21 protein-coding genes, 1 pseudogene and 1 riboswitch are annotated in these 23776 nt (G+C 69.1%); of the genes and pseudogenes, 19 read left to right on the forward strand and 3 right to left on the reverse strand.

Annotated elements, in window-relative coordinates:
- The 17 genes and pseudogenes from MMB92_RS31815 to metF form a co-directional block, all read left to right on the forward strand.
- Positions 1-268 (forward strand): annotated as a pseudogene (locus tag MMB92_RS31815) (methyl-accepting chemotaxis protein); the annotation flags it as partial.
- A gap of 3 nt (positions 269-271) precedes the next feature.
- On the forward strand, positions 272-1264 hold the full coding sequence (locus MMB92_RS31820) for a CheR family methyltransferase (protein ID WP_077019862.1): 993 nt from the start codon (positions 272-274) through the stop codon (positions 1262-1264).
- Positions 1261-2019, forward strand: a complete 759-nt coding sequence (gene cheD, locus MMB92_RS31825) for a chemoreceptor glutamine deamidase CheD (protein WP_006497454.1) — start codon at positions 1261-1263, stop codon at positions 2017-2019. The genes MMB92_RS31820 and cheD overlap by 4 nt, the downstream gene beginning before the upstream one ends.
- Positions 2016-3107 (forward strand): chemotaxis-specific protein-glutamate methyltransferase CheB, encoded by a 1092-nt coding sequence (locus MMB92_RS31830; RefSeq protein WP_012492268.1) that lies wholly within the window; start codon positions 2016-2018, stop codon positions 3105-3107. The genes cheD and MMB92_RS31830 overlap by 4 nt, the downstream gene beginning before the upstream one ends.
- Before the next feature lie 67 nt (positions 3108-3174).
- Positions 3175-3570: a chemotaxis response regulator CheY gene (gene cheY, locus MMB92_RS31835; protein ID WP_006485893.1), complete on the forward strand. Its 396-nt coding sequence runs from the start codon at positions 3175-3177 to the stop codon at positions 3568-3570.
- Between the two features lie 2 nt (positions 3571-3572).
- Entirely contained in the window at positions 3573-4304 is a 732-nt protein-coding gene (gene cheZ / locus MMB92_RS31840; RefSeq protein WP_077056049.1) for a protein phosphatase CheZ, read from the forward strand.
- Between the two features lie 261 nt (positions 4305-4565).
- Positions 4566-5069: a DUF2844 domain-containing protein gene (locus tag MMB92_RS31845; protein ID WP_012492269.1), complete on the forward strand. Its 504-nt coding sequence runs from the start codon at positions 4566-4568 to the stop codon at positions 5067-5069.
- A 16-nt stretch (positions 5070-5085) separates the two neighbouring features.
- On the forward strand, positions 5086-6324 hold the full coding sequence (locus tag MMB92_RS31850) for a DUF3443 family protein (protein WP_006497451.1): 1239 nt from the start codon (positions 5086-5088) through the stop codon (positions 6322-6324).
- Between the two features lie 164 nt (positions 6325-6488).
- Entirely contained in the window at positions 6489-6986 is a 498-nt protein-coding gene (locus tag MMB92_RS31855) for a VOC family protein (RefSeq protein ID WP_006485888.1), read from the forward strand.
- 429 nt (positions 6987-7415) lie between these two features.
- A complete protein-coding gene (gene flhB / locus MMB92_RS31860; RefSeq protein ID WP_277563178.1) occupies positions 7416-8615 on the forward strand; it encodes a flagellar biosynthesis protein FlhB in 1200 nt (399 codons plus the stop codon).
- Positions 8612-10714 carry a flagellar biosynthesis protein FlhA gene (flhA, locus tag MMB92_RS31865; protein ID WP_006485892.1) on the forward strand — a complete coding sequence of 701 codons (2103 nt, stop codon included), beginning with the start codon at positions 8612-8614 and terminating at the stop codon, positions 10712-10714. Before flhB ends, flhA begins: the two co-directional genes overlap by 4 nt.
- Positions 10711-12495 carry a flagellar biosynthesis protein FlhF gene (gene flhF, locus MMB92_RS31870; protein WP_058901981.1) on the forward strand — a complete coding sequence of 595 codons (1785 nt, stop codon included), beginning with the start codon at positions 10711-10713 and terminating at the stop codon, positions 12493-12495. Before flhA ends, flhF begins: the two co-directional genes overlap by 4 nt.
- The gene (locus MMB92_RS31875) at positions 12488-13306 is read left to right on the forward strand and encodes a flagellar biosynthesis protein FlhG (RefSeq protein ID WP_006491878.1); all 819 of its coding nucleotides are present in this window, start codon (positions 12488-12490) and stop codon (positions 13304-13306) included. Before flhF ends, MMB92_RS31875 begins: the two co-directional genes overlap by 8 nt.
- 22 nt (positions 13307-13328) lie before the next feature.
- Positions 13329-14063, forward strand: a complete 735-nt coding sequence (locus MMB92_RS31880) for an RNA polymerase sigma factor FliA (protein WP_006484033.1) — start codon at positions 13329-13331, stop codon at positions 14061-14063.
- Between the two features lie 101 nt (positions 14064-14164).
- Positions 14165-14282, forward strand: a riboswitch (S-adenosyl-L-homocysteine riboswitch).
- Positions 14283-14314: 32 nt separating this feature from the next.
- Positions 14315-15733: an adenosylhomocysteinase gene (ahcY, locus tag MMB92_RS31885; RefSeq protein ID WP_006484031.1), complete on the forward strand. Its 1419-nt coding sequence runs from the start codon at positions 14315-14317 to the stop codon at positions 15731-15733.
- Between the two features lie 102 nt (positions 15734-15835).
- Positions 15836-16189 (forward strand): phage holin family protein, encoded by a 354-nt coding sequence (locus MMB92_RS31890; protein ID WP_006477367.1) that lies wholly within the window; start codon positions 15836-15838, stop codon positions 16187-16189.
- Between the two features lie 30 nt (positions 16190-16219).
- The gene (gene metF / locus MMB92_RS31895; protein WP_006484036.1) at positions 16220-17050 is read left to right on the forward strand and encodes a methylenetetrahydrofolate reductase [NAD(P)H]; all 831 of its coding nucleotides are present in this window, start codon (positions 16220-16222) and stop codon (positions 17048-17050) included.
- A 102-nt stretch (positions 17051-17152) separates the two neighbouring features.
- Here metF and MMB92_RS31900 read toward each other — a convergent pair whose 3' ends face one another.
- Positions 17153-18631: an amidase family protein gene (locus MMB92_RS31900; protein WP_212158139.1), complete on the reverse strand. Its 1479-nt coding sequence runs from the start codon at positions 18629-18631 to the stop codon at positions 17153-17155.
- Positions 18632-18711: 80 nt separating this feature from the next.
- Positions 18712-19404, reverse strand: a complete 693-nt coding sequence (locus MMB92_RS31905; RefSeq protein WP_006484034.1) for a dienelactone hydrolase family protein — start codon at positions 19402-19404, stop codon at positions 18712-18714.
- 225 nt (positions 19405-19629) lie between these two features.
- On the opposite strand from MMB92_RS31905, the gene MMB92_RS31910 reads away from it, so the two are divergent.
- Together MMB92_RS31910 and MMB92_RS31915 are read left to right on the forward strand one after the other, a co-directional pair.
- Positions 19630-20712, forward strand: coding sequence for a nitronate monooxygenase (locus tag MMB92_RS31910; protein WP_084749772.1), 1083 nt, complete (start codon positions 19630-19632; stop codon positions 20710-20712).
- Between the two features lie 438 nt (positions 20713-21150).
- Entirely contained in the window at positions 21151-22293 is a 1143-nt protein-coding gene (locus tag MMB92_RS31915; protein ID WP_006491874.1) for a branched-chain amino acid ABC transporter substrate-binding protein, read from the forward strand.
- An 89-nt stretch (positions 22294-22382) separates the two neighbouring features.
- Here MMB92_RS31915 and MMB92_RS31920 read toward each other — a convergent pair whose 3' ends face one another.
- Positions 22383-23600 carry an MFS transporter gene (locus tag MMB92_RS31920; protein ID WP_012492273.1) on the reverse strand — a complete coding sequence of 406 codons (1218 nt, stop codon included), beginning with the start codon at positions 23598-23600 and terminating at the stop codon, positions 22383-22385.
- Between the last annotated feature and the right edge of the window lie 176 nt (positions 23601-23776).

Here is a 23776-nt window from a genome sequence, read left to right on the forward strand (position 1 = left end):
GCCGGCGTTGCGCGCGGCCGCCGCGGGCGCCGCGGGCGCCGACCACGAACCGAAGCGGGCGGCCGACGCCACTGCGCGTACGCAGAAGGACGCACCGGCTTCCCGCGGCGCCGCCGCCGCAGGCGGCTACGGCCCGCGTCTGGCGAAGACGGCCGCAGCGGCGGACAAGCCGGCCGCGAAACCCGCGCTCGTGCGCCCGGCGCTGAACGGCGAGAAGCCGGCGCTGGCGGCCGCCGGCACGTCCGACGACGACTGGGAGACCTTCTAAGCCATGCAGCACGCGCGCGCGCCGTTTCGACCCGATGCACCGGATGCCTCGCCTCGCGCGGGCGAACCGGGGCGCGACTTCGCGTTCACCGGCGCGGATTTCGCACGCATCCGCGCGCTGATCCACCAACGCGCGGGCATCTCGCTGTCCGAGCACAAGCGCGACATGGCCTACAGCCGTCTCGCGCGACGGCTGCGGGCGCGCGGCCTCGACACGTTCCGCGACTACCTCGACCTGCTCGAGCAGGAAGACGATCCGCTCGAGTGGGAAGCATTCACCAACGCGCTGACGACCAACCTGACCGCGTTTTTCCGCGAGTCGCACCATTTCCCGATCCTGTCGGAATTCGTGAAGGGGCGGCCGGCGCCGGTGTCGGTCTGGTGCTCGGCGGCGTCCACCGGCGAGGAGCCGTACTCGATCGCGATCACGCTGATCGAGGCGCTCGGCGAAACGGCGGCGCGCAGCGCGTCGATCCTCGCGACCGATCTCGACACGCAGGTGCTCGCGAAGGCCGAAGCCGGCATCTATACGTACGACCAGGTCAAGCACCTGTCGCCGGAGCGGCTCAAGCGCTTCTTCCTGAAGGGCACGGGCGCGCAGGCCGGCCGCGTGAAGGTGCGCCCCGAGCTGCGCGCGATGATCCGTTTCGAGCAACTGAACCTGACCGATGCCGACTACGGGATCGGCAAGCCGTTCGACGCGATCTTCTGCCGCAACGTGATGATCTATTTCGACAAGCCGACGCAGGGGCAGGTGCTGTCGCGCTTCGAGCCGCTCGTGAAGCCGGGCGGCCTGCTGTTCGCCGGCCATTCGGAGAATTTCACGTACGTGACGCAGGCGTTCCGGCTGCGCGGGCAGACGGTGTACGAACTGACGCGCGACGCCGCTCAGGGCGCACGGTCGCGCGGCGCGCAGGCGAGCGCGGCGGCTGCGACGTCGTCGCCCGTGCGCGCGCGGGCCGCGGGCGGCGCGCCCGCCTATGGAGAGCGCGGATGAGCGCACTGCCGATCGCGACCAATCGCTACTTCGACAACCACTTCGAGCGCCCCGGCGTGAAGCTGTTGCCGAACGAGTTCTACACGACGTCCGAGGACATGGTGCTGATGACCGTGCTCGGCTCGTGCGTCGCCGCGTGCCTGCACGACCCGTATGCGGGCATCGGCGGGATGAACCACTTCATGCTGCCGGACGACGGCGCCGATCCGGGCGCCGCCGCGTCGGAATCGATGCGCTACGGCGCATATGCGATGGAAGTGCTGATCAACGAGCTGATCAAGGCCGGCGGGCGCCGCGAGCGCTTCGAGGCGAAGGTGTTCGGCGGCGCTGCCGTGCTGGCCGGGATGACGACGATCAACATCGGCGATCGCAACGCGGATTTCGTGCGCCGCTATCTCGCGCTCGAGCGCATCCGCATCACCGCGGAAGACCTGCAGGGCGTGCATCCGCGCAAGGTCGCGTTCATGCCGCACAGCGGGCGCGCGATGGTGAAGAAGCTGCGGCTGCAGGTGCCGGGCGTCACCGAGCGCGAAGCCGCGCTCGCGCGCGAGGCCGATCGCCTCCGCACCGCACGCACGCGTGCGCACGTCGAGCTGTTCGCCGCGAAGCGGCCTGCCGCGCCGCAACCGGCGCGCCCGCGCATCGAGCTGTTCGGCGCGCGTGGCGCCGCGCCGGCCGGCAGCGGCGGTGCGCGGACGGCTGGCCCGCAAGGGAGCCCGTACGCGGCGAACCTATCAAGAAAGCAGGAGGCATGACCGCAGTGCAGAAGATCAAAGTATTGTGCGTCGACGATTCGGCGCTGATCCGCAGCCTGATGACCGAGATCATCAACAGCCAGCCCGACATGACGGTGGTCGCGACCGCGCCCGATCCGCTCGTCGCGCGCGAGCTCATCAAGCAGCACAACCCCGACGTGCTCACGCTCGACGTCGAAATGCCGCGCATGGACGGGCTCGACTTCCTCGAGAAGCTGATGCGCCTGCGGCCGATGCCGGTCGTGATGGTGTCGTCGCTGACCGAGCGCGGCTCGGAAATCACGCTGCGCGCGCTCGAGCTCGGCGCGGTGGATTTCGTCACGAAGCCGCGCGTCGGGATTCGCGACGGGATGCTCGACTACGCGGAAAAGCTCGCCGACAAGATCCGCGCGGCGTCGCGCGCGCGCGTACGCCAGGCGCCGCAGCCGCAGGCCGCCGCGCGCACGGCGGACAGCGCCGCGGCCGCGCCGATGATCAACAACCCGCTCGTCAGTACCGAGAAGCTGATCATCATCGGCGCGTCGACGGGCGGCACCGAGGCGATCCGCGAAGTGCTGACGCCGCTGCCGCCGGATGCGCCGGCCGTGCTGATCGCGCAGCACATGCCGCCGGGCTTCACGAAATCGTTCGCGCAGCGACTGAACGGCCTGTGCCGGATCGCGGTGAAGGAAGCCGAGCATGGCGAACGCGTGCTGCCGGGCCATGCGTACATCGCGCCGGGCCACGCACACCTGTTGCTCGCGCGAAGCGGCGCGAACTACATTGCGCAACTGTCGGACGAGCCGCCGGTGAACCGGCACCGCCCGTCGGTCGACGTGCTGTTCCGCTCGGCGGCGACGCATGCGGGCAAGAACGCGATCGGCGTGATCCTCACCGGGATGGGCCGCGACGGCGCGGCCGGCCTGCTGGAAATGAAACGCGCGGGCGCCCACACGTTCGCGCAGGACGAAGCGAGCTGCATCGTGTTCGGGATGCCGCGCGAGGCGATCGCGCTCGGCGGCGCGGACGAGATCGCGCCGCTCGCCGACATGAGCCGCCGCGTGATGGCGCGCCTGGCGACGATGGGCGACCGCGTGCAGCGCGTGTGAATGGAATGTCACGGGGCGCGTGCCACGATACGCGTCCCGACGGAAACGAATCTGGAAAGGAACGACGATGGACAAGAGCATGAAAATCCTGGTGGTGGACGATTTCCCGACGATGCGCCGGATCGTCCGCAACCTGCTCAAGGAACTGGGCTATTCGAACGTCGACGAGGCCGAGGACGGCCTGGCCGGACTCGCGCGGCTGCGCGGCGGCGGCTATGACTTCGTGATCTCGGACTGGAACATGCCGAACCTCGACGGCCTCGCGATGCTGAAGGAAATCCGCGCCGACGCGACGCTCACGCACCTGCCGGTGCTGATGGTCACGGCCGAGTCGAAGAAGGAGAACATCATCGCGGCCGCGCAGGCCGGCGCGAGCGGCTACGTCGTGAAACCGTTCACGGCCGCGACGCTCGACGAGAAGCTGAACAAGATCATCGACAAGATGGCCAAGGCCGGGAGCTGAACGTGAACGAGCCGATCCATGCGGCGCTCGCCGGCGCGGCGATCAACGCCGACGGCCATGCCGAAGGCGCCGATTACGCGAGCGACCGGATCCTCGCGCGCATCGGCCACGTCACGCGCACGCTGCGCGATTCGATGCGCGAGCTCGGGCTCGACAAGCACGTCGAGCGCGCGGCGGAAGCCGTGCCGGATGCGCGCGACCGGCTGCGCTACGTCGCGACGATGACCGAGCAGGCCGCGGTGCGCGTGCTGAATGCGATCGAGATCGCGAAGCCGATGCAGGAGCGCATCCAGAACGAGGCCGAGGCGCTCGACGTGCGCTGGGCGCAGTGGTACGCGGCGCCGATCGAGCACGCGGAAGTGCGCGAGCTGATGGACGATACGCGCACGTTCCTGCGCACGCTGCCCGAGTCGACGTCGGCGACTCGTGCGCAGCTGCTCGAGATCATGCTCGCGCAGGATTTCCAGGATCTGACCGGCCAGGTGATCAAGAAGATCATGGACATGGTCTACCTGATCGAGCAGCAGCTCCTCACGGTGCTCGTCGAGAACATCGCGCCGGAGCGGCGCGAGCAGTTCGCGGCCACCGCCGCCGCGTTCGCGGCCGAGCAGATGAGCGCGACCGGCAGCCCCGAATCGCTGCTGAACGGCCCGCAGATCGCGCCGGAAGGCAAATCCGACGTCGTCCAGGACCAGGGGCAGGTCGACGACCTGCTCGCCAGCCTCGGCTTCTGAACCCGGTCGCCACGCATCGGCGCGCCCCCTTCCGCGGGGGCGGCCCGATGCGTGCATTCCCCGTTCCCGCCGCGTTTTTCCGTGTCCGCCGCCGTTGCGCCGCGCGGCGTGATCCTGCGTCGAATTGACACGTGGCCACACTCCGCAGGCATACTACGCGTCAGCAGCAACGTAGCGTCATTCGTAAGATTCATAAGTTGGCAGGCGGCGGGGGCCGACGGCGGCGCCGTCGGCAACGAAGCCAGTCCCTTGGGGGGGAACGTGAAGCTGAAACGCTTGGGCTGGACCGTCGCGCACGCGACGGCTGCAATGAGTGTGCTGTGGGCCGTCCACGCACATGCGGAACTGGGCGGCGCACCGATGTCGCCGCCGGCGGACGATCAGGCCGCCACCGTGCGGGCGCTGCAGCGCGCGATGCGCTCGGCGGACGGCGTGCAGACGAGCACGGCCGCCTATACCGTCCGCGAGATCACGCTCGGATCGGGCACCGTCATCCACGAATACACGTCGGCCGCCGGCAGCGTGTTCGGCCTCGCATGGCGCGGGCCGACGATGCCGGATCTCGCGTCGCTGCTCGGCAGCTATTTCCCGCAGTACACCGCCGGAGTCCAGGCGGCGCACCAGGCGCGCGGCTGGCGCGCGCCGGTGGCCGTCGAGACGAGCGGCCTCGTGATCCGGACCGGCGGCCACATGGGCGCCTTCTCCGGTCAGGCATGGCTGCCGTCGGCGCTGCCTGCCGGCGTGGCCGGCACCGATATCCAGTGACAGCGGGAGAGCGACCTTGAGCATTCCTCGTACATTCAAGCGCTGGCTCGGCGTGCTGGGCCTCCTGGCCGCGACGGCCGTACTCGTGACGGCATGCGGCGGCGGCGATGGCGGCGGCGGCAGTGCGGGCAACGGCGGCAATACGGGCGGCAACGGCTCGGGCGGGTCCGACGGCAACAGCGGCAACACGGCCGTCATCACGGTCGGCGCCGGCGCCGCGAACGTGATCAACATCCCGACCATCAGCTTGAAGGTCTGCGTGCCGGGCACGTCGAACTGCCAGATCGTCAACAACGTGCTCGTCGATACCGCGTCCTACGGGCTGCGGCTCGTCGGCAGCGCGGTGGCGGGCGTGCACGACAGCCTGCCGCAGGTGACGAGCGGCGGCGCGCCGGTCGCCGAATGCGGCAAGTTCGTGTCGAGCTACACGTGGGGCTCGGTGCGCACCGTCGACCTGTCGATCGGCACCGAGCAGGCGAGCTCGCTGCCCGTGCAGATCATCGGCGACCTCGGCACGACCAACGTGCCGAGCTCGTGCACGAACGGCGGCGCGTCGGCCAACTCGACCGGCGCGCTCGGCGCGAACGGGATCCTCGGCATCGGGCCGGCGCCGTACGACTGCGGCACGACCTGCGCGACGTCGACGTCGACGAGCAACAACTACTACGCGTGCCCGAACGGCGACAACGCAAGCTGCACGGTCGCGCTCGTGCCGCTCGCGCAGCAGGTGGCCAACCCCGTGCATCGGTTCGCGAACAGCGACGGCGTGAGCGTGCAGATGCCCGACATCTCGTCCAGCGGGCAGGGGAGCGCAACCGGCACGCTGACGTTCGGCCTGCCGAACCTGAGCGGCAAGACGGTGATGACGTCGACCACGACCGGCGACGTCAGCGCGACGTTCCAGGGGCGCAACGTGACCGCGTTCTTCGATACGGGCTCGAACGCGTATTTCTTCAACGATTCGGCGCAGACGGTCTGTTCGAGGAACACGGAGTTCTACTGCCCTGCGACCACGACCTCGTACTCGGCCACGCTGAGGGGCCAGAACGGCGCGTCGGGTACCGTGTCGATGCCGGTCGCGAACGCGGATTCGCTGTTCTCGAACCCGTCGACGTTCGCGTTCAACGACATCGCGGGCCCGTTCGGCTCGTCCAGCTGGCTCGACATCGGCATGCCGCACTTCTACGGCAAGACGATCTACTTCGGGATGGACAAGACCGCGAGCGGCGGCGCGCAGCCGTTCGTCGCGTTCTGACGCGGCACGGCCGGACGCAGGAACGAAGGGGGCGAGCGATCGCCCCCTTTTTTTATCCGGCGTGCGGTGCGCGCGCTACGGACCGGCGCGCCGCCAGGCGCCGGTGGAGCGGCTACGATGTAAGACCGGCACCGGTGCCGGCACGACATCGAGGAGACAGCGCCATGACCCAGCGTATCCAGCGCATCACGCCGTTCCTGTGGTTCGACCGCGACGCCGAGGCGGCGGCCGCTTTTTACGTATCGGTGTTCGACAACGCGCGCATCGTGCACGTCGCGCGCTACGGCAAGGCTGGCGCGCACGCGTCCGGCAACGCCGAGGGCGCGGTGATGACCGTGGCGTTCGAGCTCGACGGGCAGGCGTTCGTCGCGCTGAACGGCGGCCCCGTGTTCCAGATGACGCCGGCCGTGTCGTTCGTCGTCAACTGCCGCGACCAGGACGAGATCGACCGTTACTGGGCGCGCCTGTCCGAAGGCGGCGACGAGCGCGCGCAGCAATGCGGCTGGCTGCGCGACCGCTTCGGCGTGTCGTGGCAGGTCGTGCCGGTGCAGATGGCCGAGCTGATGACGGGCGACCCGGCCCGCGCCGAGCGCGTGATGGCGCAGGTGATGACGATGAAGAAGCTCGATCTCGACGCGCTGCAGCGGGCGGCGGCTGGCTAGGGCCCGTTCACGCCAATAACGGGCTTGCGCTGGCCCCGGAAAGGGCCGGGCGCAAGGATTGCGACGAAGCGAAGACTCGACGTATTCGCGACGAGCATGACGTGGCGATCGGCCCGTCCGGGGGCCGTTGCGTCGGGGCCCGCTTTCCCCGCCTCTTCCCGTTTTCCCGCCCGTCGTTTCACCGTCCCCCCGCACTCAGCCGGTGCCGTCCCGCCTGCGAGCGCCGCCGCCCCCATGCGCCGGCCGGCCGGTTTTTCCGCCGCGCCGCGCATCGTTCCGCCCCCGCTCCGGCCGCGTTCGCGGCGCCTCGTCCGATTCCCCGAAATACCCCCCTTTCCCGGCTTTGCTCGACCGATCGGCGTTTGACGCCTCCATGAATAATCGGTGTCACTGGAAAACGGCATTCCGCCGTAGCCGACTGGAGGCCCCGTGGCAGACGAGAGCGATCTCGACAAGACCGAAGCCGCCACTCCCAGGCGCCGCGAGAAGGCGCGCGAGGAGGGGCAGGTCGCGCGTTCGCGCGAACTGGCTTCGTTCGCACTGCTCGCGGCGGGGTTCTACGGCGCATGGCTGCTCGCGGGCCCGTCGGGCGCGCATCTGCAGGCGATGCTGCGCGGCGCGTTCACGTTCGATCGCGCGACCGCGTTCGACACCCACCGGATGCTGTCGGCGGCCGGCAGCGCGAGCCTCGAGGGCTTCGCCGCGCTGCTGCCGCTTCTCGCGCTCACCGGCGTCGCCGCGCTGCTCGCGCCGATGGCGCTCGGCGGCTGGCTGATTTCGCAAAAGACGTTCGAGCTGAAGTTCGACCGGCTGAACCCGATCTCGGGCCTCGGCCGGATCTTCTCGATCCAGGGGCCGATCCAGCTCGGGATGTCGATCGCGAAGACGCTGGTGGTCGGCGGGATCGGCGGCATCGCGATCTGGCGCAGCAAGGACGAACTGCTCGGCCTCGCGACCCAGCCGCTCGGCGCGGCGCTGCCCGATGCGCTGCATCTGGTCGCCGTGTGCTGCGGCACGACGGTCGCCGGGATGTTGGTGGTCGCCGGGCTCGACGTGCCTTACCAACTCTGGCAGTACAACAAGAAGTTGCGCATGACGAAGGAAGAAGTGAAGCGCGAGCATCGCGAGAACGAAGGCGATCCGCACGTGAAGGGGCGCATTCGCCAGCAGCAGCGCGCGATCGCCCGCCGCCGGATGATGGCGGCCGTGCCGAAGGCCGACGTGGTCGTCACGAACCCGACCCACTTCGCGGTCGCGCTGCAATACACGGATGGCGAGATGCGCGCGCCGAAGGTCGTCGCGAAGGGCGTGAACCTCGTCGCGGCGCGCATCCGCGAACTCGCGGCCGAACACAACGTGCCGCTCCTCGAAGCGCCGCCGCTCGCGCGGGCGCTGTATCACAACGTCGAACTCGAGCGCGAGATCCCCGGTTCGCTGTACTCGGCGGTCGCCGAAGTGCTCGCATGGGTGTACCAGCTCAAGCGTTTCCGCTCGGAAGGCGGCGCGTTCCCGGCGGTGCCGGTCGATCTCGACGTGCCGGTCGAACTCGACAAGGGCACGTCGGTCGCCGCCGACGACGAACGTGAAGAAGCCGAGGACACGCTCGGCAAACGAGGGACCGCGGCATGAGCACCCCGACCACCGGCCTGTTCGCGAAGCGCCCGAACCTGCTGGCAGGCACGAACCTGCGTGCGCTTGCGGGCCCGATCCTCATCTGCATGATCCTGGGGATGATGATCCTGCCGCTGCCGCCGATGCTGCTGGATCTGCTGTTCACGTTCAACATCGCGCTGTCGGTGATGGTGCTGCTCGTCAGCATGTACACGATGAAGCCGCTCGACTTCGCGGCGTTCCCGAGCGTGCTGCTGTTCTCGACGCTGCTGCGCCTGTCGCTGAACGTCGCGTCGACGCGCGTCGTGCTGCTCGAAGGCCATACCGGCCCGGACGCGGCCGGCCAGGTGATCGAGGCGTTCGGCCACTTCCTGGTCGGCGGCAACTTCGCGGTCGGCATCGTCGTGTTCGTGATCCTGATGATCATCAACTTCATGGTGATCACGAAGGGCGCGGGGCGGATCGCCGAAGTGTCCGCGCGCTTCACGCTCGACGCGATGCCCGGCAAGCAGATGGCGATCGACGCCGACCTGAACGCGGGCCTCATCAACGAGGAACAGGCCCGTAAGCGGCGCCTGGCCGTGTCGCAGGAAGCGGAGTTCTACGGGTCGATGGACGGCGCGTCGAAGTTCGTGCGCGGCGACGCGATCGCCGGCCTGATCATCATGGCGATCAACGTGATCGGCGGGCTGATCGTCGGGATGGTCCAGCACGACATGAGCTTCGCCGCGGCCGGCACCAACTACACGCTGCTGACGATCGGCGACGGCCTCGTCGCGCAGATCCCGTCGCTCGTGATCTCGACCGCGGCCGGCGTGATCGTGTCGCGCGTCGCGACCGACGAGGACATCGGCACGCAGATCACCGGCCAGCTGTTCACGAACCCGCGCGTGCTGACGATCACCGGCGCGATCATCGTGCTGATGGGGCTGATCCCGGGGATGCCGCACTTCGCGTTCCTCGCGCTCGGCGGCGGCGCGATCTGGCTCGCGCGCACGCAGACCCGGCGCGCGGCGGCCCGCAAGGCGGCCGGCGACGTGACCGACATCGCACCGCCCGCCGTGCTGCCGGCCGACAGCCACGAAGCGACCTGGGACGACGTGCAGCTGATCGACCCGCTCGGCCTCGAAGTCGGCTACCGGCTGATTCCGCTCGTCGACAAGAACAGCGACGGCGAGCTGCTCAAGCGCATCAAGAGCATCCGCAAGAAATTCGCGCAGGAAATCGGCTTCCTGCCGCCGGTGATCCATATCCGCGACAACCTCGAGCTGCGGCCGAACGCGTACCGGATCGCGCTGAAGGGCGTCGAGATCGGCGCGGGCGAAGTGTTCCCGGGCCAGTGGCTCGCGATCAACCCGGGCCAGGTGACGGCCGCGCTGCCGGGCGCCGTCACGCAGGACCCCGCGTTCGGGCTGCCGGCCGTGTGGATCGACGTCGCGCTGCGCGAGCAGGCGCAGGTGTACGGCTACACGGTGGTCGACGCGAGCACGGTCGTCGCGACGCACCTGAACCATCTCGTCGTCCAGCACGCGGCCGAGCTGCTCGGCCGCCAGGAAGTGCAGGCGCTCGTCGAACGCACCGGCAAGGATGCACCGTCGCTCGTCGAGGACCTCGTGCCGAAGACGATCTCGCTCACCACGCTGCAGAAGGTGCTGCAGAACCTGCTCGAGGAAGGCGTGCCGATCCGCGACATGCGCACGATCCTCGAGGCCGTGTCCGAGCATGCGGGCCGCGGCGACGCGTTCGAGATCACCGCCGCGGTGCGCCTGTCGCTCGGCCGCGCGATCACGCAGCAGTGGTATCCGGGCAACGGCGAAATGCAGGTGATGGGCCTCGACGCGAACCTGGAGCGCGTGCTGTCGCAGGCGCTCGCCACCGGCGCGAACCCGGGCCTCGAACCCGGCCTCGCGCACAACCTTCTGACCGGCACGCAGCAAGCGATGCTGCGTCAACAGAATCTCGGGCTGCCGCCGGTGCTGCTGGTGCAGCACGCGCTGCGCGCGATGCTCGCGCGCTTCCTGCGCCGCAGCCTGCCGCAATTGAAAGTGCTGTCGTATGCCGAAGTGCCGGACACACGCACGATCAAAGTCGTTAACGTCATCGGGGGTTCCGCTTGAACATTCGCAAATTCACCGGCGCAACGAGCCGCGACGCACTTCGTCTCGTGCGCGAGGCGCTCGGCGCCGACGCGGTCGTGCTGTCGAACCGCACGCTCGATGACGGCAGCGTCGAAATCGTTGCACTCGCCGATTCGGATCTCGCCGCGGTGGCGCCGCCGGCCGCGCGTCCGCGCGTCGCCACGTCGCGCGTGCCGGAATCGGTGCCGGCCGCCGCCGTGCCGGGCATCGTGTCGCGCCCGGGCATCGCACCGCGCCCGGCCGTCAATCCGTATGCGGCCGGCGAAGGCGGGCTGCCGGACGTGTTCTCGTCGGTGTTCGGCGCGAGTGCCGACGCGCACGACGCGGATGCGCATTCTCCGTCGAGCGATGCGGACGCGCCCGCCGCGACAGCGCCGTCGATCGCCGCGCCGGCCGCCGGTACGCCTGCGCCCGGATCGCCGGCCGCCACTTCCGAGCCCGCACCGTGGCTGGTCGAGCACGCGAAGCGCCTCACGCAGCAGCGCGACGCGCTGATCGCCCGTGCGCAGGCGCCGGTCGAGCCGCAGCCGAGCGCGCCCGCGCCGCGCGCCGCGGCCAGCGCGACGCCGCCGGACTGGGCGCGCGACATCGTCCGCGACGCCGAACGCCGGATGCCGGCCGCGGGATCGCCCGCCGCCGGATCGCCGGCCGCCGCGAAGCGCGTACCCGACACGGGCGCCGCGTACGCCGGGAGGGCGACGGAACGCACGCGCCTGTCCGCCGACACCGCCGCCGCGGTGGCCGATGCGGTGAAGTCGCGCCTCGAGCGGATCGTCAACGACACGGTGATGCAGGAGCTGGGCGAGCTGCGCGGGATGATGCAAGAGCAGTTCGACAGCCTGATGTGGCACGACCGCCAGCGCCGCAGCGCCGTTCACGGCGCGCTGACGAAGCACCTGTTCGCGGCCGGCTTCTCCGCGCAGCTGGTGCGGATGCTGGTCGACAACCTGCCGTCCGGCGACGGCGCGCAGACCTTCGGGCAGGCCGCGGAATGGGCGCAGTCGGTGCTTGCGTCGAACCTGCCGGTGCTCGACAGCGAGGACGCGCTGATGGAGCGCGGCGGCGTGTTCGCGCTGATGGGGCCGACGGGCGTCGGCAAGACGACCACCACCGCGAAGCTGGCCGCGCGCTGCGTGATGCGCTTCGGCGCGAGCAAGGTCGCGCTGCTGACCACCGACAGCTACCGGATCGGCGGCCACGAGCAACTGCGCATCTTCGGCAAGATCCTCGGCGTGCCGGTGCACGCGGTGAAGGATGCGGGCGACCTCGCGCTCGCGCTGTCCGAGCTGCGCAACAAGCACATCGTGCTGATCGACACGATCGGCATGAGCCAGCGCGACCGCGCGGTGTCCGACCAGATCGCGATGCTGCACGGCGCGAACGCACCGGTGCAGCGCCTGCTGCTGCTCAACGCGACGAGCCATGGCGACACGCTGAACGAAGTCGTGCAGGCGTACCGCAGCGCGGGCGAGCATCCCGACCTGGCCGGCTGCATCCTCACCAAGCTCGACGAGGCGACCCACCTCGGCGGCGTGCTCGACACGGTGATCCGCTACAAGCTGCCGGTCCACTACGTGTCGACCGGCCAGAAGGTGCCGGAGAACCTGTACGTCGCGTCGACCAAATTCCTGCTGAAGAGCGCGTTCTGTGTGCCGCGCGACGGCTCGCCCTTCGTGCCGCAAGACGAGGACATGCCGACGCTGCTTTCCGCACTGACCGCACGTTCCACCGCCGAGCTGCACGAGGTGCGATTTGGATAAACGGATCATCGATCAGGCCGAAGGGCTGCGGCGCCTGCTGGCCGGGCGCGCGTCGCGCATCGTCGCGGTGACGGGCGGGCCGGCGGGCGTCGGCTGCACGTCCACCGTGGTGAACCTCGCGGCGGCGCTCGCGTCGCTCGGCAAGGACGTGCTCGTCGTCGACGAGCGCGCCGACGTGCACTCGGCCAGCGCGACGCTCGCGGGCGCGTGGCTGCGCGACGGCGAACGCACGCGGGTGGCGGCCGGCTTCGGCCTGTGCGGCGCCGCGCGGCTCGCGCGCGCCGGCTACAGCGACGCGCAACTGAGCGACTTCATCGACGGCCCGGCCGACATCGTGCTCGTCGACGCGCAGCTCGGCGCCGACGGCTCGTTCTCGGCGCTCGCGCGCGAAGCGCACGACGTGCTGGTCGTCACGCGGGTCGCCGCGCAGGCGATCACCGAGGCATACGCGTGCATGAAGCGGCTGCATTTCGCGCACGCGTTCGCGCAGTTCCGCGTGCTGACCAATCAGGTCGGCAGCCACGCGGACGCGAAGACGGCCTTCGACAACCTCGCGGGCGTCGCGAGCCGCTACCTGACCGTGTCGATCGCCGATGCGGGCTGCGTGAGCGCCGATCCGCTCGTCGAGCACGCCCGCGACCTGATGCATGCGGTGGTCGACGCGTTCCCGTCGTCGCCCGCCGCGCGCGACTACCGGCAGATTGCCGCCGACCTGTTGTACTGGCCGATGCGCCCGCGTTCGGGTGCGGGCCGGGCGGTCCACGCCGGCGGCAAGCCGTCGTACGAGGCGGGCGCGGCACACGCCGCGTGAGCGCCACCCGAAGGAGAGAGCCATGATGTACAACGCTCAAGGAAAGATGTCCCAGGCCGACGTGCTCGCGCAATATGCGCCGCTCGTGCGCCGCCTCGGGCTGCAACTCGTCGCGAAGATGCCGGCGAGCGTCGATCTCGACGACCTGATCCAGGCCGGCATGATCGGCCTGATGGACGCGGCCGGCCGCTACAAGGAAGACCAGGGCGCGCAGTTCGAGACCTATGCGACGCAGCGCATCCGCGGCGCGATGCTCGACGAGCTGCGCAGCAACGACTGGCTGCCGCGCAGCCTGCGCAAGACGTCGCGCGAGGTCGAGCACGCGGTGCACCAGGTCGAGCAGCACCTCGGCCGCTCGGCGAGCGAGACCGAGATCGCGCAGCACCTGAACATGCCGCTCGACGAATACCAGGGGATGCTGCAGGACCTGCACGGCAGCCAGCTCATCTACTACGAGGATTTCGACCGCGCGGCCGACGACGAGCCGTTCCTCGACCGTTATCGCGTCGATCACGCCGATCCGTTGTCGGCGCTGCTCGACGAGCACCTGCGCGAGGCGCTCGTCGAAGCGATCGAGCGGCTGCCGGAGCGCGAGAAGCTATTGATGTCGCTGTACTACGAACGGGGTCTGAATCTGCGCGAGATCGGCGCGGTGCTCGAAGTGAGCGAATCGCGCGTGTGCCAGCTGCACAGCCAGGCCGTCGCGCGCCTGCGCGCGCGGCTGCGCGAACAGGCGTGGGTCGGCGCCGAGTCCTGACCCCTTGTCGACGGCCGCGCGCGCCGGTGCCGCGCGCCCGTGCCGCGCTCGTGTGCGGGTCCTTGCGCATTCCGCGCGCCGATTTGCTACAATCCCCTCCGTTTTCCGAGGAGCGTTGCGACGGACCACCAGCGTCCGCCAGGCTCGGAGAGCTTCACCAAGCAGCCGTGCGGCGATTTTTTCGCGCCGGCCCCGCTTCCTGAACGGCGCTCACGTCACCAATCTAGAAACTTTTTAGAAAGGAGGGCGTGATGAACGCCATTATCGATTCCAAGGCATCCACCGATTACGTCGTCGCCGACATGGCGCTGGCCGGCTGGGGCCGCAAGGAACTCAACATCGCCGAGACCGAAATGCCGGGCCTCGTGCAGATCCGCGACGAATACAAGGCGCAGCAGCCGCTGAAGGGCGCGCGCATTGCCGGTTCGCTGCACATGACGATCCAGACGGGCGTGCTGATCGAGACGCTGAAGGCGCTCGGCGCGGACGTGCGCTGGGCATCGTGCAACATCTTCTCGACCCAGGATCACGCGGCGGCCGCGATCGTCGAAGCCGGCACGCCGGTGTTCGCGTTCAAGGGCGAATCGCTCGACGAATACTGGGAGTTCTCGCACCGCATCTTCGAATGGCCGAACGGCGAATTCGCGAACATGATCCTCGACGACGGCGGCGATGCAACGCTGCTGCTGATCCTCGGCTCGAAGGCCGAGAAGGACCGTTCGGTGATCGCGAAGCCGACCAACGAGGAAGAAGTCGCGCTGTACAAGTCGATCGCGAAGCACCTCGACGTCGACGCGACCTGGTACTCGAAGCGCCTCGCGCACATCAAGGGCGTGACCGAAGAAACCACGACCGGCGTGCACCGCCTGTACCAGATGGAAAAGGACGGCCGCCTGCCGTTCCCGGCGTTCAACGTGAACGATTCGGTCACGAAGTCGAAGTTCGACAACCTGTACGGCTGCCGCGAGTCGCTCGTCGACGGCATCAAGCGCGCGACCGACGTGATGATCGCGGGCAAGGTCGCGGTCGTCGCGGGCTACGGCGACGTGGGCAAGGGCTGCGCGCAGTCGCTGCGCGGCCTCGGCGCGACCGTGTGGGTCACCGAAATCGATCCGATCTGCGCGCTGCAGGCGGCGATGGAAGGCTACCGCGTCGTGACGATGGAATACGCGGCGGACAAGGCCGACATCTTCGTGACGGCGACCGGCAACTATCACGTGATTAACCACGATCACATGAAGGCGATGCGCCACAACGCGATCGTCTGCAACATCGGTCACTTCGATTCGGAAATCGATGTCGCGTCGACGCGCCAGTACCAGTGGGAAAACATCAAGCCGCAGGTCGACCACATCATCTTCCCGGACGGCAAGCGCGTGATCCTGCTGGCCGAAGGCCGCCTCGTGAACCTCGGCTGCGCGACTGGCCACCCGTCGTTCGTGATGTCGAACTCGTTCGCGAACCAGACGCTCGCGCAGATCGAGCTGTTCACGCGCGGCGAGCAGTACGAGAACAAGGTGTACGTGCTGCCGAAGCACCTCGATGAAAAGGTCGCGCGCCTGCACCTCGCGCGCATCGGCGCGAACCTGTCGGTGCTGTCGGACGAGCAGGCTGCGTACATCGGCGTGCAGAAGGACGGCCCGTTCAAGCCGAACCACTACCGCTACTGATACTGATGCGCGGCCGCCGCCGTGCCGTGCGCGCCCGTCGCGGGCGCACGGCGCGGCGGCGCTCACCGATCGTACCGATCGACAACCGAACCGGAGCACTCCATGAGCGTCATCCTCACCTGGGTCATCAACGCGCTGGCGCTGCTGATCATCACGTACCTCGTGCCGTCGATCCACATCAAGAGCTTCGGCACCGCGCTGATCATCGCGGTGGTGCTCGGGCTGATCAACACGGTGATCCGGCCGGTGCTGATCCTGCTGACGCTGCCCGTCACGATCGTCACGCTCGGGGTGTTCATCCTCGTCGTGAACGCGCTGTGCTTCTGGTTCGCGTCGTCGCTGCTGAAGGGCTTCGAGGTGTCGGGGTTCTGGTCCGCGTTCTTCGGTTCGATCCTGTACAGCATCGTGTCGTGGCTGCTGTCCGCCCTGATCTTCGGCCAGCGCGACATCGGCTGAGGGCGGGCGCAGGCCCAACCCCATCGAATCATGAAACCGATCGAACTCTCGTTTGAATTCTTCCCGCCGAAGACGGCGGACGGCGTCGAGAAGCTGCGCGCCACGCGCGCGCAGCTGCTGCCGCTGAAGCCGAAATTCGTCTCCGTGACGTTCGGCGCCGGCGGATCGACGCAGCAGGGCACGCTCGATACCGTGCTCGACATGCAGAAGGACGGTCTCGAAGCCGCGCCGCACCTGTCGTGCATCGGCTCGTCGCGCGACAGCCTGCGCGCGATCCTCGACCAGTACCGCTCGCACGGCATCCGGCACATCGTCGCGCTGCGCGGCGACCTGCCGTCGGGGATGGGCGAGGTCGGCGAGCTGCGCTATGCGTCCGAGCTCGTCAGCTTCATCCGCGCCGAGCATGGCGACTGGTTCCACATCGAGGTCGCCGGCTACCCGGAGTACCACCCGCAATCGCGCTCGCCGAAGGCCGATCTCGAGAATTTCGCGCGCAAGGTGAAAGCGGGCGCGAATTCCGCGATCACGCAGTACTTCTTCAATGCGGATGCGTATTTCCGCTTCGTCGACGATGCGCGCAAGCTCGGGGTGGACGTGCCGATCGTGCCGGGCATCATGCCGATCACGAACTTCTCGCAGCTGATGCGCTTCTCCGAGATGTGCGGCGCCGAAGTGCCGCGCTGGGTCGCGCGCCGGCTCGAGAGCTTCGGCGACGATCGCGAGTCGATCCGCGCGTTCGGCGCGGACGTCGTCACGAGCCTGTGCCAGCGCCTGATCGACGCGGGCGTGCCGGGGCTGCATTTCTACACGCTGAACGCGGCGACCGCCACGCGGACGATCTGCGAACGGCTCGCGGTGTAAGCGCCATCACGCGGTTGCCTGTGTGAAAGCCCCGCCGGTTTGCGCCGGCGGGGCTTTTTTATCGTGAAGCGCCGCGCATGCCGCGTGGCGGAAGCCGCTGAATCAGCGCTGCGCCTGCATCAGCGGCGGGCGGCGGTCGAACCACGGCCGCGCCTGTTCGAGCTGCCGCGCGAGCTTCAGCAGCAACGCTTCGTCCGCGTGGCGGGCGGCGAACTGCACGCCGATCGGCAGCCCGCGCGCATTCCAGTACAGCGGCACCGACATCGCCGGCTGGCCGGTCAGGTTGAACAGCTCGGTGCAGCCGGCCCACGCGAACGCCTTCTCCGACGACTTCGCGAGCATTTCCTTCAGCAGCGGCTTCACCGGCAACGCGGCGACCAGCTTCATCTGCGCGGATTCGAACGGCGTCGGCTGCAGTTCGCCGATCTTCACCGGCGGCCCCGCGAGCGAGGCGCACAGGATCGCGTCGTAGCGCGACACGAGACCGGCGACCTGCACGGTGAGCTGGCGCTGCCATTCGAGTACGTCCGGCAGGCGCGTGCGCGCGAGGCGGCGGCCGACCACGGCCATCGCCCACGTCGCGGCCTCGAATTCGCCGCGCCGCGGCGTGCGCCCGGTCAGCTCGCGCGCGCCGAGCACCATTTCTTCGGCGATCGTCGCCCACAGCGTCAGGAAGGTTTCGGCCGCGCGCGCATAGTCGATCTGCAGCGTCGTCGGCTCGACGTGATGGCCGAGCGATTCGAGCAGCGCGGCCGCGTCGTCGAGCGCCGCGCGCGTGTCGTCGGCGAGCGCCGGCGCGAGCATCGGATCGATGACGAGGCCGATCCGCAACGGGCCGGGCGGCGTATCGAGCGCGCCGAGGAAGGTGCCGGGCGCGCCGGGCGGCAGCGTCTGGCCGGTCGTCACGTCGAGCAGCAGCGCGCTGTCGCGCACGCTGCGCGACACCGCATGCTGGACCACGAGTTCGCCGTTCGACGGCAGGTCGACCAGCACCGGGTTGCGGCTCGGCTTCAGGCCGAACAGCCCGCAGCACGACGCCGGAATGCGGATCGAGCCGCCGCCGTCGGACGCATGCGCGAGCGGCACGATGCCGGCCGCGACGGCCGCCGCCGCGCCGCCGCTCGAGCCGCCGGGCGTGTGGTCGAGATTCCACGGGTTGCGGCACGCGCCGAACAGTTCGGGTTCCGTATACGGCATCTGGCCGATCTCGGACGTGTTGGTCTTGCCGAACACGTTCAGACCCGCCGCGCGGCTGCGCGCGATCACCGGCGAATCGTCGGCCGGCACGAAGTAGCGGTAGTGCCGGCTGCCCATCGACAGCGGCAAGCCGGCGACCGCCGCGCCGAGATCCTTGACGAGATACGGCACGCCCGCGAACGGCGTGGCGGCGCCCGGTTCGGTCGCGCTCGCCGCACGCTGGCGCGCGGCTTCGTAGTCCTGCAGCACGATCGCGTTGATCGCGCCGTTGACCGCTTCGGCCTGGCCGATCGCGGCGTCGAGCAGTTCGCGCGGGCTGGTCTGGCGGTCGCGCACGAGCGCGGCGAGTCCGATGGCGTCATGCGCGAGATAGTCCGAGTGCATCGCGGTCACCCCCGTTGTGACTCATGGCGATGGTGCGAGCATAACGCGGGCCCGGCGTGGCGGGCCCGCGGCCGGCGTTTTTAGAGGTGCTCGGCGAGGAACGTCAGCGTGCGGCCGTGCGCGAGCGCCGCGGCACGCTGGTTGTACGACGCGCGGTCCGTGCAGTTGAAGCCGTGCTCGGCGCCCGGGTACACGTGGAACGACGCATGGCCGTGGCCGGCGAACGCGGCCTTCACCTGGTCGACCGCGGTGAGCGGAATGCCGTGGTCGTTTTCCGCGTAGTGGAACAGGATCGGCTGCGTGACCTGGCCGGCGAGGTCGAGCGCGTTCTGGATGCCGCCGCCGTAATAGGACACCGCCGCATCGAGCTTGCCGGTTGCGGCCGCGCGGTACGCGAGCTGGCCGCCGAAGCAGTAGCCGATCGCGGCGAGCTTGCCGTCCACTTCGGGGCGGGCGCGCAGCGCGTCGGCCGCCGCGCCGATGTCCGCGACCGCGAGACCCACGTCGGTCTTTTTCATCAGCTCGATGCCCTTGTCGCGATCCGCGCCTTCGTAGGTCAGCTCGACGCGCGGCTGCGTGCGCCAGAACACGTCGGGCGCGAGCGCGACGAAGCCGTCGGCCGCGTACTGGTCGGCGACCGCACGGATGTGCGCGTTCACGCCGAAAATCTCCTGGATGATGATGACGGCAGGGCCCTTGCCGCGCTTGGGCAGCGCGAGATAGCCGCCGAAGCTGTCGTTACCGGTCGGGATGTCGATCCATTGGGCAGTCACGTTCTGAACTCCTGGCGTGCGGGGTGCGCAATGCGCGCCCCCAGGGTGAAAAGAGGGCGGCCTAGTGTGCCACCAATCGTTCGATGCTGCAGTGCACGCGCCCGTTTCTCGCGCAGCGATCGTATCGATCTCGATTATTCATTTTTCGGCGCCGCGACGCTTCGATAGAGTCGATGTGTCGGCCTTTACAAAGCGCTTTCGCGCATCGTCATCGAAGGATTCGCCATGTCTGCCCGCTCGTTTTCCACCCCCTTTTCCGAACGCTTCGGCCTGCGTCTGCCGCTCGTGCAGGCGCCGATGGTCGGCGCGACCACGACCGCGATGGTCGCCGCCGCGTCGAATGCCGGTGCGCTCGGCAGCCTCGGCGCCGGCGCGCTCGCGCCCGAGCGCATCGAGGCCGAAGTCGCCGCGATCCGCGCGGCGACCGATCGCCCGTTCGCGATCAACCTGTTCGTGTTGCCCGATGAAGCCGCGCCCGATGCGGCGACCGTCGCGCGTGCGCTGGCCGCGATCGACCCGCTGAACGCGACGCTCGGCTTGCCGCCGGGCACGGCGCCCGCGCGCTATGCGCCCGATTTCCGGGCGCAGCTCGATGCGCTCGTTGCGCTGCGCGTGCCGGTCGCGAGCTTCACGTTCGGCGTGCTCGACGCAGCCGACGTCGCCCGCCTGAAAGCCGCCGGCACTTATGTGATCGGCACCGCGACGCACGTGGCCGAAGGGCTCGCGTGGCAGGCGGCCGGTGCCGACGCGCTGTCCGCGCAGGGCGCCGAGGCCGGCGGCCATCGCGGCACCTTCATCGGCTCCGCCGACGACGCGCTGATCGGCACGCTCGCGCTCGTCCCGCAACTCGTCGACGCGACGGGGCTGCCCGTGCTGGCCGCGGGCGGCATCATGGACGGCCGCGGGATCGCGGCCGCGCTCGCGCTCGGCGCGCAGGCCGCGCAACTCGGCACCGCGTTCCTCACGTGTGCGGAAAGTGCGATCGCCGCGGACTGGAAGGCGCGTCTGCTCGCGAGCGCCGATACGTCGACGCAGGTCACGCGCGCGATCACCGGCCGTCACGCACGCGGGCTGCGCAACACGCTGATGGCGCGGCTCGGCGAGCACGTGGCCGACGCGGCACCGTATCCGGTGCAGAACGCGCTGACCCAGCCGCTGCGCCAGGCCGCCGCGCGCGCGAACGACGGCGACTATCTGTCGCTGTGGGCCGGGCAGGGCGCACCCCTCGCGCGGCGGCGCGGCGACGCGCTGACGACGTCGCAACTGGTTGCCGCGCTCGACGCCGAATGGCGCGCCTCGGCCGCCTGAACCCCGCATCGGCCGCGAGAAATCGTTCATGTCGGACGACGAAACGCGTGTGCCGTCACACGCGTTTCATTCAACGATCCCGGGCACAAAATACCGAATCGAAATACCTCGGGAATGCGTTGAAACGACCTTTCAAAAGATCGCCGGGAATTAGCGGAAACCCTTATCCGGCGGGGCTTGCGGCGATATTCGAGTCCTCCTTCCAAAGCGCGCGTATCGGTAGTGTTACCACTACCCCAAAAAAGTCCCACAAATTAATTTGATCACCTACACTTGCGCGCAAGTACGGGCGGGTGGCCGCTAAAAGCGGCTGTTTTCACGTGCTTGAGGCCAAGTGCATGAACGATGCAACCGGCGAATCGTCCAGTGATTGCAAACACGGGGATGGCAGCGGGGCACCGGGCGATGGCGTTTATTGGGACCGAACTGGAGACTTACATGAATATCAAGATGCAAAAGCTGTTGCCGATCACCGCCGCGGCGATGCTGTGTGCTGCAGCTGCAAGCAACGCGTCCGCCGATCAAGTCGTCAAGATCGGCCACGTCGCGCCCTTGACGGGCGGCATTGCACACCTGGGCAAGGACAACGAAAACGGCGCACGTCTCGCAGTCGAGGAGATCAACGCGAAGGGTCTCACGATCGGCGGCCAGAAGATCACGCTGCAACTGGACCCGCAGGATGACGCCGCCGACCCGCGGCAGGCGACGCAGGTTGCGCAGAAGCTCGTCGACGACAAGGTCGTCGCGGTGGTCGGCCACCTGAACTCGGGCACGTCGATCCCGGCCTCGAAGATCTACAGCGATGCGGGCGTCGTGCAGATCTCGCCGTCGGCGACCAACCCGGCTTACACGCAGCAGGGCTTCAAGACCACGTATCGCGTGGTCGCGACCGATGCGCAGCAGGGCCCGGCGCTGGCCGACTACGCGCACTCGAAGGGCATCAAGAGCGTGGCGGTGGTCGACGATTCGACCGCGTACGGCCAGGGTCTCGCGAACGAATTCGAGAAGAAGGCGAAGGCGCTCGGCCTGAAGGTGATGTCGCATGACGCGACGAACGACAAGGCAGTCGACTTCCGCGCGATTCTGACCAAGATCAAGGGCGAGAACCCGGACGCGATCATGTACGGCGGCATGGACGCCACCGGCGGCCCGTTCGCGAAACAGGCGAAGCAGCTCGGCCTGCGCGCGAAGATTTTCGCGGGCGACGGCGTGTGCACGGAAAAGCTGGCCGACCTGGCCGGCGACGCGACCGACAACATCGTGTGCTCGGAAGCCGGTGCTTCGCTCGAGAAGATGCCGGGCGGCGCGGCGTTCAAGGCGAAGTACGAGAAGCGTTTCGGCCAGCCGATCCAGATCTACGCACCGTTCACGTATGACGCCGTGTACATCATCGCCGACGCGATGAAGCGCGCGAACTCGACGGACCCGGCGAAGATCCTCGCGGCGATGCCGGCGACGAAGTACACGGGCGTGATCGGCACGACGACCTTCGACTCGAAGGGCGACCTGCAGCACGGCGTGATCTCGCTGTACAACTACAAGAGCGGCAAGAAGTCGCTGCTCGACGAAGTGAAGATGTAACGCGACAAGCGGTCAGCAGAAGGGGTGAAAGCGCGCATGCGGCAACGCATGCGCGTTTTCTTTTTGGGCCGGTGTGCGCCGCCGTGCCGTCAGATCTTCAGGTGCGACAGCACCTTCGGCGCGACGAGCGCAACGAGCGCCGCGCACAGCGCGACGACCGACAGGCCGATCGTCAGGTTCGCGGCCTGCGCGACCGCGCCGATCACGACCGGACCGAACAGCAGTCCGAAATACGCGAGCCCGGCCACGTGCGCGAGCCCTTCGGCCGCGTGGATGCCTTTCACGCGCGCGGCGGCCGCGAACAGCACGGGCATCATGTTGGCCAGCCCGAGACCCATCAGCGTGAAGCCGGTCAGCACCGCGGCCGGATACGGCAGCAGCAGCGCGCCGATCATCCCCGCGCACGCGAGCGACGCGCTCGCGAACACGAGCTGCGGCGCGCCGAAGCGGGCGCGCACGGCGTCGCCCGCGAAGCGCGCGAGGGCCATCCCGCCCGAGAACGCCGCGTACGCGGCGCTCGCGAGCGCCGGGCTCGCCGCGACGACGTCGCGCATGTAGACCGTCGCCCAGTCGTACATCGCGCCTTCGGCGATCAGCGCGATCAGTGCGATGCCGCCGAGCATCCACAATGCGGGCGAGCGCCAGCGGTTGCCGCCGCCGTGCGCCTGTTCGTGGTGCGGCACGTGCGGCAGCACGGCCGGGCTCGCGGCCACGAGCACCGCGGCGCTTACCGCCGCCGCGAGCGCGAGATGCGCGACCGGCGCCATGCCGGCCGACAGCAGCGCGCCGCCGGCCGCTGCGCCGGCCATCCCGCCGATGCTGAACATCCCGTGCAGCGACGACATGATCGGCTTGCCGAGCGCGATTTCGACCGCGCTGGCCTCGGCATTCATCGCGACGTCGAGTGTCGCCATCGAGAAGCCGAACAGCGCGAGCACCGCGAGCAGCATCCAGTAGTCGGGCACGACGAGGATCAGCGCCGCGCACGCGGACATCACGAGCCCGCCGGCGAGGCACGCGGTGCGCGAGCCGACGCGCGCGATCCAGCGCGCGATGGTCAGCATCGCGGCGATCGACCCGCCGGCGACCGCGAACAGCGCGATCGACAGCAGCCCGGGGCTCAGCGCGAACTTGTCGCGCACGGTCGGCACGTGCACGCCCCACGACGCGTACATCATGCCGGCGACGAAGAACAGCGCCATCGACGCCGTGCGCGCACGCTGGCGGGCCGGCAGCGACAGCACGCGGTGCGCGTCGGGCGGCGCGGCGAACGGGGACGACGATTCGGGGGAGGAGGATTCGGACACGGGAAGGCTCGTCAGGAAAATGCGCGGGCGCACGTGGCGCCCGTCGGACCTGTCCGATTCTATCGAACCGCTTACGATCCTGCCGGGCGATGGCCGTTCGGCCGATGCGCTGGAGAGCGGGTCGTCTCGCGGTGGCGCCCCGGTGACGGACTGGCCGTTCGGCCGATGCGCGGCAC

Origin of the sequence: Burkholderia sp. IO2 (genome assembly GCF_029522185.1) — a bacterium.
In the GTDB taxonomy this organism is placed as follows: domain Bacteria; phylum Pseudomonadota; class Gammaproteobacteria; order Burkholderiales; family Burkholderiaceae; genus Burkholderia; species Burkholderia cenocepacia.

Bases quoted from the DNA above. Each gene is read 5' to 3' on its own strand.
- MMB92_RS31830 (WP_012492268.1), top strand. From the start codon at position 2,016: ATGACCGCAGTGCAGAAGATCAAAGTATTGTGCGTCGACGATTCGGCG.
- flhA (WP_006485892.1), top strand. From the start codon at position 8,612: ATGAGCACCCCGACCACCGGCCTGTTCGCGAAGCGCCCGAACCTGCTG.
- MMB92_RS31880 (WP_006484033.1), top strand. From the start codon at position 13,329: ATGATGTACAACGCTCAAGGAAAGATGTCCCAGGCCGACGTGCTCGCG.
- MMB92_RS31855 (WP_006485888.1), top strand. From the start codon at position 6,489: ATGACCCAGCGTATCCAGCGCATCACGCCGTTCCTGTGGTTCGACCGC.
- metF (WP_006484036.1), top strand. From the start codon at position 16,220: ATGAAACCGATCGAACTCTCGTTTGAATTCTTCCCGCCGAAGACGGCG.
- MMB92_RS31910 (WP_084749772.1), top strand. From the start codon at position 19,630: ATGTCTGCCCGCTCGTTTTCCACCCCCTTTTCCGAACGCTTCGGCCTG.
- MMB92_RS31900 (WP_212158139.1), bottom strand. From the start codon at position 18,631: ATGCACTCGGACTATCTCGCGCATGACGCCATCGGACTCGCCGCGCTC.
- ahcY (WP_006484031.1), top strand. From the start codon at position 14,315: ATGAACGCCATTATCGATTCCAAGGCATCCACCGATTACGTCGTCGCC.
- MMB92_RS31820 (WP_077019862.1), top strand. From the start codon at position 272: ATGCAGCACGCGCGCGCGCCGTTTCGACCCGATGCACCGGATGCCTCG.
- cheY (WP_006485893.1), top strand. From the start codon at position 3,175: ATGGACAAGAGCATGAAAATCCTGGTGGTGGACGATTTCCCGACGATG.
- cheD (WP_006497454.1), top strand. From the start codon at position 1,261: ATGAGCGCACTGCCGATCGCGACCAATCGCTACTTCGACAACCACTTC.
- MMB92_RS31890 (WP_006477367.1), top strand. From the start codon at position 15,836: ATGAGCGTCATCCTCACCTGGGTCATCAACGCGCTGGCGCTGCTGATC.
- MMB92_RS31915 (WP_006491874.1), top strand. From the start codon at position 21,151: ATGAATATCAAGATGCAAAAGCTGTTGCCGATCACCGCCGCGGCGATG.